The following is a 14,702-nucleotide window of genomic DNA, read 5'->3' as shown; positions in this document are numbered from 1 at the left end:
TGTTCAGCGCCGGCGGTAGTTTCCGCTACTGCAACGACTTCAGCAGATTGTCGATGGTGAACGGATTGGACTTCGGCTTGGCCGGCGGCGGGCTGTCGTTGGCCTCCGGCAGCGGCGCACGCTCCACCTTCGGGGCCTGCTGCGCGGCCTTGCGTTCGGCCTCGAGCCTTGCCTTTTCCTGCGAGGCGATGCGTCTTGCCTCCTCCGCCTTCTGCCGTTCCTGCTCGTCGGCCTGCGCCTTGGCTGCCTCGTCGGCGGCCTGCTGCTGGGCCGCGGCCTCGGCATCTGCCTGGGCTTTCGCTTCGGCATCGGCTTTCGCCTTTGCATCCGCTTCAGCTTGGGCCTGCGCATCTGCTTGCGCCTTTGCCCTGGCGTCGGCCTCGGCTTTCAGCCGCGCCGCTTCCTCCTGTTGGCGCAGTTCCTCGGCCGCCCTGTCGCGTTCGTCCTGCAACGCCGCGTAGTAGCGCACCTCGCGCCGCAGCCGCTGCTTTTCGAGCAGCGCCGCCTGCATCGCCTCGACGCGCCGCTGTTCCCTTTCCAGCGCGCGCTGGGTCAGGAACTGTGCCAGCGGCTCGCTGTCGAACTGCCGTTTCACGGCGCCGAACGGCCCCTCGGCGGTGAAGTTCACGACCGGCTCGGAGCCGACCAGCGCGTCGTCGCCGGGCCTATAGGTGATCGCCCCCTTGGCGGAAACCATGGATGCGTTGAGGTCCGCAATAATGTCGGCGGACAAGGTCGCCGCCGGATTCTCCAGGCTGATCGGCGGTGCCCGCACCGTGCCGCCGGCAACCGTGAAGGCGACAGATGTATCCTTGGCGGCAAAACTGCCATCGGCGGCGATTTGCGGCGCGAAGGCGGCGGTCTTGGCCGCGTCGATGTCGCGCCCTATCACATCCGCCTTGGCAAGAAGCGCGTTGAACGCATCGGGATTGACGCCGGCGACCTGCAAGCCCTTCAGCGCCGCCGTGCCGGAGCCGGACAGAGCGGCCACCATCGCATCGACCGACTTGCCGCTGGTCGACAGCGCCGTCGAAAAGTCGCCATTGCCGCTGATGCCGGCATTCGGCAGCACGGTCGCCAGATCGGCGCCGGCCAGTTTCATCTGGCCGCTGAAAAGTCCGGTGCCGTCATTGTTCTTCAATTCGAACAGTCCTGTCAGCGCACCATTGAGGAATTTCGCCTTGAGGTCCGAAACCCGGATGCCTTCCTGGTCGAGTTTGAGCGAGAAGCCGGCGTCATAGGCGGTGGCGAACGGCCCGGCGGCAAGTGCCGCCGTCGTCAGGTCGAGATCGGCGGTGAACGGCAGACTGGATTTCTGGCTGAACGGAGCAGCCGGCCAGCCACCATTCTTGTCGCCCCCACTCTTATTGGCAAGGAAAGCGGAATCGCCGAACAGCGCCACCGCCATCGGATCGAGATCAAGTTCGTCGAGCACCAGCGCGCCGGCCAGATGCGGCACGCCGTCCTTGACCTCGACATTGACGTCGCCGGACACCGCCGCCTCGTTTAGGGCACCGCTGAGATTATCCAGCACCAACAGGCCGTTGCCATAGTCGCCCTGCGCCGCGAGTGACGCCGACATGCCAGCGCCCATGCCCGGCAGGCCGATGCCGGTCGTCATCAGCCACGGCTCGATGTCGGCGGCATCGAGGCTGAGCTTGCCTTTGACGGTAGCCCCTTGCGGCGTGTCCGCAACGGTTCCCACGAAACCAGCCTTGAAGTCGTTGCCGGCGAGGCTGAAAGTCGTCGCCAGGCCGCCGCCAAGCGTGCCCTTGGCCTGAACGTCCGTGCTCGCCTCGCCCAGCATGCCGAGCGGCAGCGCCGGCAGGCCGTAGAGCGCCAGCAGGGCGGTGGCGTCAGGGTTCCTGGCGTTGAAGGTCAGCGTCACCGGCGCTTCGAGCAACTTCTCCGCGGCTCCCTTCCCCGACAGCGACGCCGAAAAGGCCGAGCCGCCGGCCTTGCCTTGGCCGCTCACCGCCAGCCCCGTGGTGCCATCGCCATTGTCGGCGGCACTTGCCACAAGGTCGACGCGCGCATCCTGGAACAGCTCGGGATAGGCCGCCGCACGGCTCGCAAGCCCCTTCAGCACGGCATTGTCGGGATAGTGCTGTGCGGCGACGTCGACCAGCGGCTTGAGATCGACGGCAACCACCGAAGCGTCGAGCTTTCCGGTCGGACTTGCCGGAAAATCCTTGATCCGGCCGGTGGCGCTGATCGAGGCGCCGGCCAACCCGCCCAACGACAGTCGGTCGATTTCAAGCAACCCGTCGCGTAGCCTCAGCGCCGTGTCGACCGTGTCGGCGGTCAGGCCGCCGGCGCTGACCGGCCCGGCCTTGATCTGGAAATCCAGGTCGCGGTCGGCAAAGCGGTTGGCGCCCTTGTCGCTGACGAAGATCGAGGCGAAGGCCGCCAGCCCGTCGACATCGAGCTCACCGCCTTCGAGCCGCATCAGCACCGACGGTTTGGCATCGTCAGGCTGGCTGGAATCGATACTGCCGGAAAACTTCGCCTTGCCCAGGATCAATTCGAGATCGCTGAAGGCCTGGCGCTTTTCCGTGAGATCGACCGTGGCCTTGAAACCGGCGGCCGGCAGACGGCGGATCGCCTCGTCGACATCCTTCGACAGCCAGGCGGCAAAGCCTGAAGGTTGCGCCACGGCCAGCAGCAGCGAGCCGGTGAAGCCGAAATGATTCTCGACGCTGAGCATGCCATTGGCTTCCAGCGTGGTGCGGCCAGGCAGTGTCGCGGCGAGCGATTCCACCAACCAGCCGCCATCGGTCGGCTCGGCGGAAAGATGGACGTCGCGCACCGTGGTATCGCCGGCGACCACCGCCGGCAGCTTGACCTCGACGGTGCCGGGCATGGTTGGCTTCGGCAGCTCGTGCAACGCTTGCTCAAGCGCCGCGATGCGCTGATCGAGCGTCGCACCGGCGTCGGCCTCGGCGCCCACCGCCTCGTCGAACTGCACCTGCGCGCCACTGGCCTCGATGGCGAAGCTCGGCTTCAGGCCGAGATCGACAGAAGCCTTGCCGTCGGCGGTGTACGGGTTGTCGAGAGGCCCCGTCTCGAAGCGGAATTCGTCGACACCGAGCTTCTGGTGGTCGAGCGAAAACTTGCCGTTCAGCCGAAAGCCCGGATCGGGCTTGCCAGCACTGACCTTCACCGTCTCGCCGTCGTTGCCGCGCAGCGCGGCGCTGTTCTTGTCGGCACCGGAGATCTTGAACTGGCCGGAGTAGACGGCGGCACCCTTGACGATGCCGGCATTGCCGTCGGTTTCGATGACCAGCGGATAGGCATCGGGATCGGCCTTCAGCCGAAGCCGCATCTGCCCGGTGCCTTCGACCTTGCCGGTGGACGCCACGACCGTGGTGCGAAGGCCGTCGAGCCGCAGCGTGCCGTCCATGCGCCATGGCCCGGCCAGCGACTTGGCCGAGATCGTCGAATTGATCTCGGAAATGAGATGGCTGCGTCCGCCGGCGGCATGGCTGAGTTTGATCTGCCCTTCGGTCACCGTCAGCTTTTCGATGGAAATCTGGTTGAGGTCGAAGGGCGAGGACGGTCGCATCGCCCAGTCGACGGTACCGTTGCTGGCAATATCGATGGTCGCTTGCGGCCGCACCAGCCGCATGTCGAAGATCAGCACCTCGCCACGCAGGAAGGGCGCCAGCTCCGCATCCATCGAAAACGTCTCGACGGTCATGGCCGGCTGGCCATTCGGGCCACCGGCGACGGTAACGTTGGAAAAGGTCACCGAGGGAAACGGCAACAGCCGCGCCGTGGCATCGCCCTGCACCGTCACCTTGCGGCCGAGGATGGCGCTGGCCTCGCGCTCGAATTCGGCGCGGTAGCCGGTCCAGTCGACAAAATACGGCACCACTAGCGCCGCACAGAGCACCAGCACGAACAGGCCACCGAAGATCACGAACAGGCGTGCGAGCATCAGCTCCAAACGGGTTGATTGAAATTCTGCCGCACTCTACCTGCATCCGCGTGTCGATAAAGAGGCAATTCGTCCAGCGTTGCGTGATGCCTCATCCGCAGGTTGCGTGATGTCTCATCCGCAGTTGCGTGAAGCCGGATGATCTGAAACAAATCCTGGAAAAGCGGAGATTTTTCGGATGTCAGGGAAGAACTGGGACCGCGTGCCGATCGATGCGCAGAGCGTCGATGCTCCACTGTCGTTGTCGGCGGTCTTTCTTGTCGTCACCGTCGCCAGCGAGCAAAGCGCTCTGGCCAAGGTCGCGGCCGTGCTCGGCGGGCTTGACGATCTCGTCAAGACTGTCGGATTCCGTGACCTGTCCGGCCACCTGTCCTGCATCGCCGGCGTCGGCCGCGAGCTCTGGGATCGTCTCTCTCCAGACCGGCGGCCGCTGGAGCTGAGATCGTTTGCGCCGATCAAGGGCGCGGTTCATTCGGCGCCGTCGACAGCGGGCGACCTTCTCTTCCACATCCGGTCCGAACGCCCCGACATGTGCTTCGAGTTCGAGCGCATCCTGCTCGACAGCCTTGGCGACGGCGTGACGGTCGTCGACGAGGTCTCGGGCTTCCGCTATTTCGATGCGCGTGACCTGCTCGGCTTTGTCGACGGCACGGCCAACCCGACCGGTCTCGATCTGCCCGCCTCGGCGCTCGTCGGCGACGAAGATGCCGACTTCGCCGGCGGCAGCTATGTCGTCGTTCAGAAATATCTGCACGATCTCAATGCGTGGGCGCGAACGCCAACGCCCCTCCAGGAAGAGATCATCGGCCGCACCAAGATCGACAACATCGAAATCGATGATGACGCCGCGCCGCGCAAATCGCACAAGTCGTTGGCCACCATCGAGGATGCCGATGGCAACGAATATGACATCTTGCGCGACAACATGCCCTTCGGCCAGCCGGGGCGACGAGAATTCGGAACCTATTTTATCGGCTACACCAGGTATCTCTGGGTGATCGAGAAGATGCTGCAGAGAATGTACATCGGTGACCCGCCGGGCGCTTACGACCGGTTGCTCGATTTCTCCACGCCGCACACCGGCGCGACGTTCTTCGCGCCAACCCGCCCCATGCTGCAAAAGCTTGTTCAGGGCGCGCAGGAGAAGCCTGCGGCCGCACGGTAGTCCGCCGTCCTCTGGTTTGCCACCGACCGCATGCCCTTGCGCGAGGTGCGCAAGTTGAAGGCAGGGCCGTCCGACGCGGCGCGTTGTCTTGAGACGGGTCGATGGGCAATCACAGCTCACAGCGGGCTGCGGCTTGGGAGACGCTTATTCTTGCCGGTCGACACTGGCCAGGATCGCGCGGTAACGGCTGCACACAGCGGGATCCTCAAAGAAATCCAATTCCGCATCGACGATCTCGTCAAGGCCTAGTCCAGGGTAATGTGCCTTGACTTTTGCCAGGACGTCTTGCGCTTGCTCGATTTCGCCGAGTTCGCAATGGCAGACGACAAGACGAACGAGCGACCACCGCGGTACGCTCGCCATTTTCGCGTAGCAGGCCGTTGCCTCGCGATATCGTCCAGCAGTGGTCAGTATGATGCCGCGAAAGTCCTCATACCATCCCACAGCGTAAGGGTCGCGGCGCTGGGCTTGGTTTATTTCAACAAGCGCCTCATCCGGCCTGTCCGTGTAATTGAGGAAAAGGGCACGGATACTGAGGATGAACGGGTCGTTGGGATTCAGGGCAACCGCACGGTCAAGACTGATTTCAGCCTGCCTGAATTGGCGCAAGTACAAGAGAGCAAAGCCGGTCGCGAGATGGCCATACGCCCCGTCGGGGTCGAGTTGCAACGCGGTTTTTGCCATCTCCAGCGCGGAATGCAGATAATCTGAATTATAGTAGACCCAGAAGAATTTGAGGGTCTCGACAACGCCGAGCATGGCGTGGGCAGCAGCAAACCGCGGATCGAGCTTTACCGCCTGGCGCAGAAACGGTTCCGCTTCGTGCGCGGCGTCATAGACGGCCGCCAATTGCAGCGCCCGGAGGTAAAACTCATAGGCCGACATGTTGTCCGTCGGCCGGGCCCTGGCGCGCGATGCAATCGCGGTTCTGGCCTGGCGGGCCAGGCGGGCTGCAATCATCTGGGTGATTTCATCCTGGATGGCGAAAATATCATCGAGTTCGCGGTCGTAGTGCTCGCCCCAGATGTGAGCTGTTGAAGATGCGTCGATCAGCTGCACGGTGACCCGCACCCGGTTGCCGATCTTCCGCACGCTGCCTTCGACGACATACTGGACGCCAAGTCTCTTCGCCACCTCGGCCACGTCATTCGCCTTGCCGCGGAACTGGAAGGAAGAGTTCCGCGCAATGACCAGGAACTCCCTGAACTTGCCAAGCTCGGTGATGATGTCTTCGGTTATCCCGTCGCTGAAATAGCCCTGCTCCCGGTCGCCGCTCATGTTGTCGAAGGGAAGAACAGCGATGGACGCTCTGGCCGGCGCTGTAGCCTCTGCGATAGCCACAAAGGGCTTGGGACCAGCATATTTATAGCCGCGACCATGGACGGTTACGATCATTTCAGCGGGCAGCAGTTTTCGCAGCGCCGAAATGTGGACCTGCAGCGTGTTCTCCTCCACCACCACGCCGGGCCAGACAGCATCGAAGAGTTCGGTCTTGCCGATCACCTCGTCCGGCCTCTCCAGCAACGTGGCGAGGATGTCGAAGGATCGCGTCGACAGCTCCATCGGCCCCTTGGGACCCAGCAGCAGCCGTTCGGCGCGTTTCAGACGATAATTCCCAAACTCCAAGTCCATTTGCAAAAGAACCCGTCCCTCGAGGCAACGATAACCCAAGACGGTCCTGAAGGCGAACTTCAGGGTAGTTCAGAACCTTTCAGGTCCGAGCCAAGGACCTGAGTGGGACACGGTGTCATTCTCACCGTCACTGGAGGACACCATGGCCGACATCTCCACCACCGTCCTGATTAACATCCGACGCCTTAAACTGCCTCGGCTAGGCTTTCCGAGGCTTGCAATCGGCGCAACTCTCAACGCCATATGCGGTGTGATGGGCGACGCATTCAAAATGGCCTACCTGGACCCATACACCGGTCTTCGTCGCCAACCGCCGATCGTCCCGGACGAAGATCTTGAAGGCCGAGATCCCAACTGGTGACCTGCAAGTCCTCGCCGAGTGGTTCAGCGCAAGCTTCGCGATTGGGTCGAGCCAACTACGCGCTAACAAGTCCGCGCCCTAATTTCCAGGCAATATCTTGCCCGGGTTCATGATATCAAGCGGATCGAGCGCCTGCTTGATGGTGCGCATGATGTCGACGCCGTGGCCGAGTTCATGGCGCAGGAAGCCGATCTTGCCCTGGCCGATGCCGTGCTCGCCGGTGCAGGTGCCATCCATGGCGATCGCCCGCATGTTGAGCCGCGCGACGAATTTTTCCGACAGCGCGATCTCCTTGGGGTCGTCGACGTCCATCAGCACCAGCACGTGAAAATTACCGTCGCCGGCATGGCCTACGATCGGCGCGATCAGCCCCATCTCCGCGATATCGGCTTCGGTCTCCGTGACGCATTCGGCAAAGCGCGAGATCGGCACGCAGACATCGGTCGACAGTCCCTTGGCGCCCGGCCGCAGCGTCAGCGACGACCAGTAGGCGTCGTGCCTCGCCTTCCACAATTTCGTCCGCTCCTCGACGACACTGGTCCACAGGAACGGCCCGCCGCCATTCTCCTCGGCGATCATGCCGAAGGTCTCGGCCTGCTCGGCAACGCCGGCGTCGCTGCCGTGGAATTCGACGAAAAGGCACGGGCTCTCGGGATAATCGAGTTTCGAATAGTTCTTCATCGCCCGCATCTGCAGTGCATTGACCAGTTCGATGCGCGCCACCGGAATGCCCATCTGGATCGTCGCGATGACCGCGTTGCAGGCCGCCTCGACACTCGGGAAGGGACAAACGCCGCCGGAGATCGCTTGCGGAATGCCTTGCAGCTTCAGTGTCAGCGATGTGATGATGCCAAGCGTGCCCTCCGAGCCGACCAGCAATCGCGTCAAATCGTAGCCGGCCGAGCTCTTTTTCGCGCGCTTGCCGGTCGTCACCGTCTCGCCGTCGGCCATGACGGCGGTAAGCGACAGCACGTTCTCGCGCATCGTGCCGTAGCGCACGGCATTGGTGCCGGACGCCCGCGTTGCCGCCATGCCGCCGAGCGAAGCATTGGCGCCCGGATCGATCGGAAAGAACAGGCCGGTGTCGCGCAAATGCCGGTTCAAATCCTCGCGGGTAACGCCGGCTTCGACCGTGCAGTCGAGATCCTGCGGATTGACCGCAAGGATGCGGTTCATTCGCGACGTATCGACCGAGATGCCGCCGCCCGGCGCATTGGTGTGGCCTTCCAGCGATGAGCCAACGCCGAAGGCGATCACCGGCACCCGATACGCGGCGCAGGCGCGCACGATCTCCTGCACCTCGGCCGTCGTCTCCGGGAAGGCGACACCATCCGGCGCCTGCGTCGGAATATAGGTGGTGGTGTGCGCGTGCTGGGAACGGATGGCCTGGCCAGTCTGGAAGCGCTCGCCGAGTCGCTGCTTGAGGATGCCGAGCACCGCCGCGATGCCTTCCTCGTTGCGTTCGACCAGATTAAGGTCGCTCAGAGCCATGAATTCCTCCGCGAATGGACCAGCGCGCACCCTTGTTGTGCATCTATGGATGATGCGCTCGGCGATTCCAGGAAAGGCGTGAAGCTTCCGTCCGGAATTGCGTCAAACAAGGAGATAGAGCAGTTCGGCGTTTCCGTGAAACGATGAACCGATCTAGTCTCACCGGCAACAGTCTGTCCAGCACCAGAACAAGGAAGTTTCGATGCCCATTCCCGCCCCCTTCGTCTCCCAATCCATGGACATCGAGAAGGACTGGATCGACTATAACGGCCATCTCAACATGGCCTATTACAACGTGCTGTTCGACCGCTGCTCGGACGACGCCTTTGAGGCGATGGGCATGGGGCCGAATTACGCCAGGGACCGCCGCCTCACCATCTACACGGCGGAAGTCCATGTCTGCTACGTGCAGGAGCTGCACCTCGAGCACAAGGTCACCGTCACCTTCCAGCTGATCGACCATGACGACAAGCGACTTCGGGTCTACCAGGAAATCCGCCACGTCGACGGCTGGCTGGCCGCGACATCGGAATCGCTTTCACTGCATGTCGACATGTCCGGGCCGAAGGTGGCGCCCTTTCCCGCCGATGTGCTTGCCAAGGTCGAAGCCATGCGCGCCGCCCATTCGGCACTGCCGATGCCGGAGCGCGCCGGCCGTTCGATCGGGATTCGCCGCAAGACCGCTTGAAGCGGCTCGACAGCCACGTTAACCTTACCGAGGTTTTAACGGGAACAAGCCAATTGAGCCATTGAACGACTCAGCGGAGCGGTCGAGAACGATGCTCATGGGTTGCGATACGGCGGCGGGCGAAGCCGGTTCGAGGGACGTGCATGAAAACCGACATCAAGGTCGAGGTGGACAGGCTGGTAGCCGATCCGCGCATCACCGACTATGATTTCTGGCGCTCGCTCAAGAACGTCAACAACGAGATCTTCCACATCGCCAACAACAACGAGCCGATCCCGTTCGACATGATCCGCTGGCGCGCCATCCTGAAGCAGGCGCGCATGAAGCGCGGCCACGCCTAGAGCCTTCGACCGACATCCTCGCCTTCAAGACTGGCGCTTCACCGCTCCCAGCGGCGAGCGCGCCACCACCGGCGACGACTGAATGATCGCCGTGTTGGTCATCGCGTAGGGAATGATGCGGTCGATCACCCGTTCGAGCTCGGCCACGGAGCCGACATGCGCCAGCGCGATGAAACAGTCCTCACCTGTCACCCGGTCGCATTGCGCAATCTCCGGCAGCTCGCGGATGATCTCGGCCACCACAGCCAGTTGCCCCGGCACCGGACGGATGCGCAGCCATGCCGATAGCGGCAGGCCAAGTGCCGCAGGGTTGATCCTGACCGAATAGGCCTCGATGACGCCGCTCTCCTGCAGCCGCTTGATGCGCTCGGCGACACTCGGCGCCGACAGGCCGACCGAGCGGGCAAGCTCCGCCGTGCTGATGCGCGCGTCCTTTTCCAGCAGCCGCAGGATCTTCATATCCGCCGCATCGAGGTCGGCGCTTTCAGTTCGAAGGCGTTTCAAGGAAATCTCCTTGCTTCCGGGAGAGAGATAGCCAGACGAGCCAATCATCACCCATATAAATCGACAATACTGCCTGCGATACTGATCCGATGGATGATCAAACGCAAGCTCTCGCGGCAAGCCCTTCCCCTGCCGGCCCTGTCCAGAGCGGGCTGGCGACAAGACTGCCGCCGCATGTCTGGTTTGGCGTCAGCGCCGTCTTCCATTATCTCGGGCCGGCATTCGCCGTGCTGCTGTTTCCGCATGTCGGCGTGCTCGGCATGGCGTGGCTGCGCATCGCCACCGCAGCCCTGGTCTTCGCGCCAGTGACCCGTCCATGGCGAACCTTCGCCCGCGCCGATCGCTCGACGCGGCTGCTGTTGCTGGCCTTTGGCGCCTGCCTGGCGGTGATGAACTGTTCGTTCTACCTGGCGCTCGACCGCTTGCCGATTTCGCTGGTCGCGGCAATCGAATTCGTCGGCACCATCGGCATTGCGCTGATCGGCCTCAGGAGCACGCGCAATCTCGCCGCGCTTGCCATTGCCGTCGCCGGCACTCTGCTGCTCATCGACGTCAAGTGGTCGAGCGATCCGCTCGGCCTGTCCTGGGCCTTCCTCAACGGGGTTCTGTTCGTTGGCTACATCGTGCTCGGCCACCGCGTCGCCCGCGCGGGCGCAGGCGACGGCATAGCGGGCCTCGGCGCAGCGATGGCCATTGCCTTCATCGTCGTGCTGCCGATCGGCCTCACCGACGCGCTGCCGGCCCTTTTCTCACCAGTGCTGTTGCTCGCCGCCATCGGCGTCGGCATTTGCTCGTCGGTCATTCCCTACATCTGCGACCAACTCGCCATGTCGCGGCTGCCGCGCGCGAGCTTTGCGCTGATGCTGTCGTGTCTGCCGGTCACCGCGACGCTGATCGGCGTCATCGTCTTGCGCCAGATTCCGAGCCTCATTGACTGCTTCGGCATCATTTTGGTCGTCGCTGGCGTTGCCTTGCATAAACCCGCAGCCGTCAGACAAGTTGAATAAAACAGTTTATTATCAAAGGCTTAAATCAACAACTCTTGAGCTCCGCGATTCGCCAGACTGCGATAAAATGGCTCAAGATTGAACTATTTCCACTCCTGAGCCGTTGGTCCCCACGAAAACGGCTTGGAGTAGAAAGAAATGGACTGGAAACGGACCAGGGAACCGGCTGACGCCTGGCGCATGACAGACGATCTGCATGCAGAACACGGCAAGGGCGATCCGTTCGCCGCCGCCATCCGCGCCACCCGCATGTCGATGATCATCACCGATCCCCGGCAACAGGACAATCCGATCGTCTTTGCAAATGACGCGTTCCTGCGCCTGACCGGCTATGAGCGCGACGAGGTCATGGGTAAGAACTGCCGTTTCCTGCAAGGACCCAAGACCGACAAGGCCGCCGTCGACAAGGTGCGCGCCGCGATCGAAGATCGAGCCGACATCGCCGTCGATCTTCTGAACTACCGCAAGGACGGTTCCAGCTTCTGGAATGCGCTCTACATCAGTCCGGTTTCCAACGACAAAGGCGAATTGCAGTTCTTTTTCGCCTCGCAACTGGACGTCTCGGACCGCAAGAGCTCGGAGCATCGCGTAAAAGCGGACAAGGACCGCTTCGAGAAGGCAGTACAGGAACGTACCAGCGAGCTTGAAGCCGCACTCGAGGCGCAGACAACCCTGCTCCACGAGGTCGACCATCGGGTGAAGAACAACCTGCAGATGATCTCCTCACTGATCATCATGCAGAGCCGGACCATGAAGGACGAATCGACCAAGCAGTCGCTGTCCACCATGCTGGCGCGCATCGAGGCGCTGAGCACCGTCCACCGCCGGCTCTACCAGTCGAAGGACGTTAGCCGGTTCGACGTCTCGGATTTCGCCAGGGATCTCGTATCCGACCTGCTCACGGCTTCGGGACGTTCGGAGATCAAGTCGACCCTCGACCTCGAACCCATCGTCATTTCGGCTGAAAAGGCAACGCCCGTCGCCCTGATGGTCAATGAGCTTGTCACCAACGCGCTAAAACATGCTTTCAAGGATAAGCCGGACGGCACGAGGGCGGGACGCATCGGCATCAAGATGAGCCAGCCTGACGGCCACTTCAACATCGAGGTGTCCGATGATGGGGTCGGCATGGCTGATGCCAGCGGCGACGGGTCTTTCGGCATGCGGCTGATCAAGTCGCTGGCCCGTCAGCTGCGAGCCGACATCGAATGGCGCGACGCCGGCCCCGGCACCAAAGTTATCATCTCGATGCCGAACGAACCGCAGCAAAAAGGGAATCTGTCATGATTGAACCGCTCAAGGTCCTGATCGTCGAAGACGAAGCGCTGCTGGCAATGGAACTGGAAGGCCTTGTCGAGGACGCCGGCCACAGCGTCGTTGGCTGGGCGACCTCCCTGACCGAAGCAAGGACCATGGTGGATACAACGGCCGCCGACATCGCCTTTGTCGACATTCATCTGACCGACGGGCCGACCGGCGTCGAAGTGGCCGAATATATCGGCCAGAAGAAGAACGCCATGGTGGTGTTCATGACCGCCAACCCGAAACGTATTCCCGATCATTTCGCAGGCGCGATCGGCGTGATTGCCAAACCTTACACGATGAACGGGCTGACCTCCGCGTTACGCTATCTGCAGGAAGGCGTGCGCCGTCCGCCGCCCGTCTCGGTGCTGCCGTCCGGCTTCACGCTGTCGCCGGCCTTCGAAACCGTCTGGGCGTCCTCAGGTGCCTGACTCCAAAGCTGGAGCACGGGAAAGCGCGTAGCGCTTTCCCTAAGGCAAATCCGAGCGGCGCGGCGTTACCGCGATGAAAAGCTCTACGCCAGCTTCTCCTTGAAGAATGCGATCGTGCGCCCCCAGGCGAGATCGGCCGCCTTCTTGTCGTAGCGCGCCGCCGAGGTGTCATTGTTGAAGGCGTGGTTGGCGCCTTCATAGACATACACCGTGTATTCGACATGCGCGGCATCGAGCTCCTTCTTGAAGGCGTCGATGCCGGCATTGGTGCGCTCGTCCAGCCCGGCATAGTGCAGCAGCAGTGCAGCCTTGATCTTCGACACATCGGCGGCCTTCGGCTGCATCCCGTAATAGGCGACGGAGGCGCTGAGATCGGGCGCGTTGACCGCCAACATGTTTGCCGTGCCCCCGCCCCAGCAGAAGCCAACGGCGCCGACCTTGCCGTTGCCGTCCTTTTCGGCCTTGAGGAAAGCGACCGTTGCCACCCCGTTGGCGACGGTCTGCGCGGAATCCAGTTTGGCGAACATGTCGCGCGCCTTGTCCTCGTCATCAGGCGTGCCGCCGAGCGGCGACAGGAAATCCGGGGCCAGCGCCACGAACCCTTCCAGCGCCACGCGCCGCGCCACATCGCGTATATGCGGGTTGAGTCCCCTGTTCTCGTGGATGACGATGACGGTGCCGAGCTTGCCGGACTGGCTCGCCGGCTTGACCAGATAGCCCTTCATCTCGCCCCCACTGCCGGCATATGTGATGTCCTCGCCCTTCACGCGTGGATCGTTGTCGGCGACGATTGCCGCTTGCGCCGAATTTGCCGCCAGCAGCGGTGCGATTGCGGCGGCGGCAGCACCCGATCCGGCGAGCCGGGTCAGTTGCTCCATGAAGCGGCGGCGGTCGAGTGTCAGATGGGTGTATTCATCGTAGGCGTCGATCATCGCCTGGGTGATGGCAGGTTTCGTCATGGGCGCGCTCCTTCGATCCGCTGTGGCATCGTTCGCAAGATAGGGGCGAGGCTCCTGTCGTCCAGTCACGGCCCGGTGACACCTCGTCCTTCCCTCGCGAATGCCCTGGAGGCTTCCAGCATCATCACGTTTTGGTCATCGGCCACAAATCCTGATGGCGCTGCCACAATAGTGGGGGACACTGACAGACGTCGGCCGCGCCTTGGCGCGGTCACGGTCCTGATCTTAAAGGCCCGATCTGGAAAGGAACGACGCCGATGACCATGCCCTCGCCAATCCTGGCAACCGCCTTCCTGTTTGCCGCGACCGCCATTCCAGCGTTGCGCGCGACGATCGTTGCCGCAAGTCGAAGGTCCATGATCAAGGTCCGCAGCCATCAGCGCCATCCGGCAAACACGAAAACCCAGGGTTGAGGTGAAGTCATGGACGTACAGGACATCGTGAACACAGTTTCGCAGAAGGCCGGTCTCGACCAGGCGACGACGGAAAWGGTCGTCGGCACCATTTTCTCGGTGCTCGAGCACGAGGCGGAAGGCACCAGCGCCTCCTCGTTCTTCGCGAAGATCCCCGGCGCCGACGCGTTGGCCCAGAAGTATGACGTCATGGCCGCCGCTCCGGCCGGCGGTGGCGGCTTTTTGTCCTCGCTGCAGGGCGCGCTTGGCGGAGTTCTCGGCGAGAAAGCCGGCGCACTGGTCAACGGCATTGCGGCGCTCAAGGCATCCGGCCTTGACATGGCGCAGATCCAGAAGGCGGGCGCGACGCTGATCCAGCAGGCCGAGGCCGCCGCCGGCCCCGACTTGACCAACGAGGTGCTGGGCTCGGTGCCCGGCCTGAAGAGCCATCTAGGGATCAGCTGAAGCGTCGATCTGCCAAGACAATAC

General features: G+C 62.8%; 14 protein-coding genes. 8 read left to right on the top strand and 6 right to left on the bottom strand.

Features of this window, described 5'->3' with window-relative positions; all coding sequences use genetic code 11:
* Positions 1-25: 25 nt before the first annotated feature.
* Entirely contained in the window at positions 26-3,940 is a 3,915-nt protein-coding gene (locus tag AC1DZP_RS10570; RefSeq protein ID WP_477302112.1) for an AsmA family protein, read from the bottom strand.
* Positions 3,941-4,118: 178 nt separating this feature from the next.
* Between AC1DZP_RS10570 and AC1DZP_RS10565 the strand changes: the two genes are divergently transcribed.
* Positions 4,119-5,105, top strand: a complete 987-nt coding sequence (locus AC1DZP_RS10565; protein WP_477302110.1) for a Dyp-type peroxidase — start codon at positions 4,119-4,121, stop codon at positions 5,103-5,105.
* A 144-nt stretch (positions 5,106-5,249) separates the two neighbouring features.
* Here the strand turns inward: AC1DZP_RS10565 and AC1DZP_RS10560 are convergent, their stop codons facing one another.
* Entirely contained in the window at positions 5,250-6,737 is a 1,488-nt protein-coding gene (locus AC1DZP_RS10560; RefSeq protein ID WP_477302108.1) for a winged helix-turn-helix domain-containing tetratricopeptide repeat protein, read from the bottom strand.
* A gap of 142 nt (positions 6,738-6,879) precedes the next feature.
* Here AC1DZP_RS10560 and AC1DZP_RS10555 point away from each other — a divergent pair, with 142 nt between their 5' ends.
* Positions 6,880-7,098, top strand: a complete 219-nt coding sequence (locus AC1DZP_RS10555; RefSeq protein WP_477302106.1) for a hypothetical protein — start codon at positions 6,880-6,882, stop codon at positions 7,096-7,098.
* Between the two features lie 78 nt (positions 7,099-7,176).
* On the opposite strand, the gene AC1DZP_RS10550 is transcribed toward AC1DZP_RS10555, so the two are convergent.
* Positions 7,177-8,589 carry an FAD-binding oxidoreductase gene (locus tag AC1DZP_RS10550; protein WP_477302104.1) on the bottom strand — a complete coding sequence of 471 codons (1,413 nt, stop codon included), beginning with the start codon at positions 8,587-8,589 and terminating at the stop codon, positions 7,177-7,179.
* A 202-nt stretch (positions 8,590-8,791) separates the two neighbouring features.
* On the opposite strand from AC1DZP_RS10550, the gene AC1DZP_RS10545 reads away from it, so the two are divergent.
* Together AC1DZP_RS10545 and AC1DZP_RS10540 are read left to right on the top strand one after the other, a co-directional pair.
* On the top strand, positions 8,792-9,277 hold the full coding sequence (locus AC1DZP_RS10545) for a thioesterase family protein (protein WP_477302102.1): 486 nt from the start codon (positions 8,792-8,794) through the stop codon (positions 9,275-9,277).
* A 143-nt stretch (positions 9,278-9,420) separates the two neighbouring features.
* Positions 9,421-9,618 carry a hypothetical protein gene (locus AC1DZP_RS10540; RefSeq protein WP_095087062.1) on the top strand — a complete coding sequence of 66 codons (198 nt, stop codon included), beginning with the start codon at positions 9,421-9,423 and terminating at the stop codon, positions 9,616-9,618.
* Positions 9,619-9,642: 24 nt separating this feature from the next.
* Here AC1DZP_RS10540 and AC1DZP_RS10535 read toward each other — a convergent pair whose 3' ends face one another.
* A complete protein-coding gene (locus AC1DZP_RS10535) occupies positions 9,643-10,122 on the bottom strand; it encodes an Lrp/AsnC family transcriptional regulator (protein WP_477227020.1) in 480 nt (159 codons plus the stop codon).
* Between the two features lie 89 nt (positions 10,123-10,211).
* On the opposite strand from AC1DZP_RS10535, the gene AC1DZP_RS10530 reads away from it, so the two are divergent.
* The 3 genes from AC1DZP_RS10530 (at position 10,212) to AC1DZP_RS10520 (ending at position 12,862) form a co-directional block, all read left to right on the top strand.
* A complete protein-coding gene (locus tag AC1DZP_RS10530) occupies positions 10,212-11,129 on the top strand; it encodes an EamA family transporter (RefSeq protein ID WP_477302100.1) in 918 nt (305 codons plus the stop codon).
* Positions 11,130-11,267: 138 nt separating this feature from the next.
* A complete protein-coding gene (locus AC1DZP_RS10525) occupies positions 11,268-12,416 on the top strand; it encodes a histidine kinase dimerization/phosphoacceptor domain -containing protein (protein WP_477302098.1) in 1,149 nt (382 codons plus the stop codon).
* Positions 12,413-12,862 (top strand): response regulator, encoded by a 450-nt coding sequence (locus tag AC1DZP_RS10520; RefSeq protein WP_095087049.1) that lies wholly within the window; start codon positions 12,413-12,415, stop codon positions 12,860-12,862. Before AC1DZP_RS10525 ends, AC1DZP_RS10520 begins: the two co-directional genes overlap by 4 nt.
* 83 nt (positions 12,863-12,945) lie before the next feature.
* Here the strand turns inward: AC1DZP_RS10520 and AC1DZP_RS10515 are convergent, their stop codons facing one another.
* Together AC1DZP_RS10515 and AC1DZP_RS10510 are read right to left on the bottom strand one after the other, a co-directional pair.
* Positions 12,946-13,821, bottom strand: coding sequence for a dienelactone hydrolase family protein (locus AC1DZP_RS10515; RefSeq protein WP_477302096.1), 876 nt, complete (start codon positions 13,819-13,821; stop codon positions 12,946-12,948).
* A 211-nt stretch (positions 13,822-14,032) separates the two neighbouring features.
* On the bottom strand, positions 14,033-14,179 hold the full coding sequence (locus tag AC1DZP_RS10510; RefSeq protein WP_477302094.1) for a hypothetical protein: 147 nt from the start codon (positions 14,177-14,179) through the stop codon (positions 14,033-14,035).
* A gap of 64 nt (positions 14,180-14,243) precedes the next feature.
* Here AC1DZP_RS10510 and AC1DZP_RS10505 point away from each other — a divergent pair, with 64 nt between their 5' ends.
* The gene (locus AC1DZP_RS10505) at positions 14,244-14,678 is read left to right on the top strand and encodes a hypothetical protein (protein WP_477302093.1); all 435 of its coding nucleotides are present in this window, start codon (positions 14,244-14,246) and stop codon (positions 14,676-14,678) included.
* Positions 14,679-14,702 lie beyond the last annotated feature (24 nt).

It is taken from the genome of Mesorhizobium sp. P2_F8 (genome assembly GCF_056403655.1).
The sequence above is the reverse complement of the archived record's forward strand: the minus strand, read 5'-3'. Positions and strand labels throughout refer to the sequence as shown.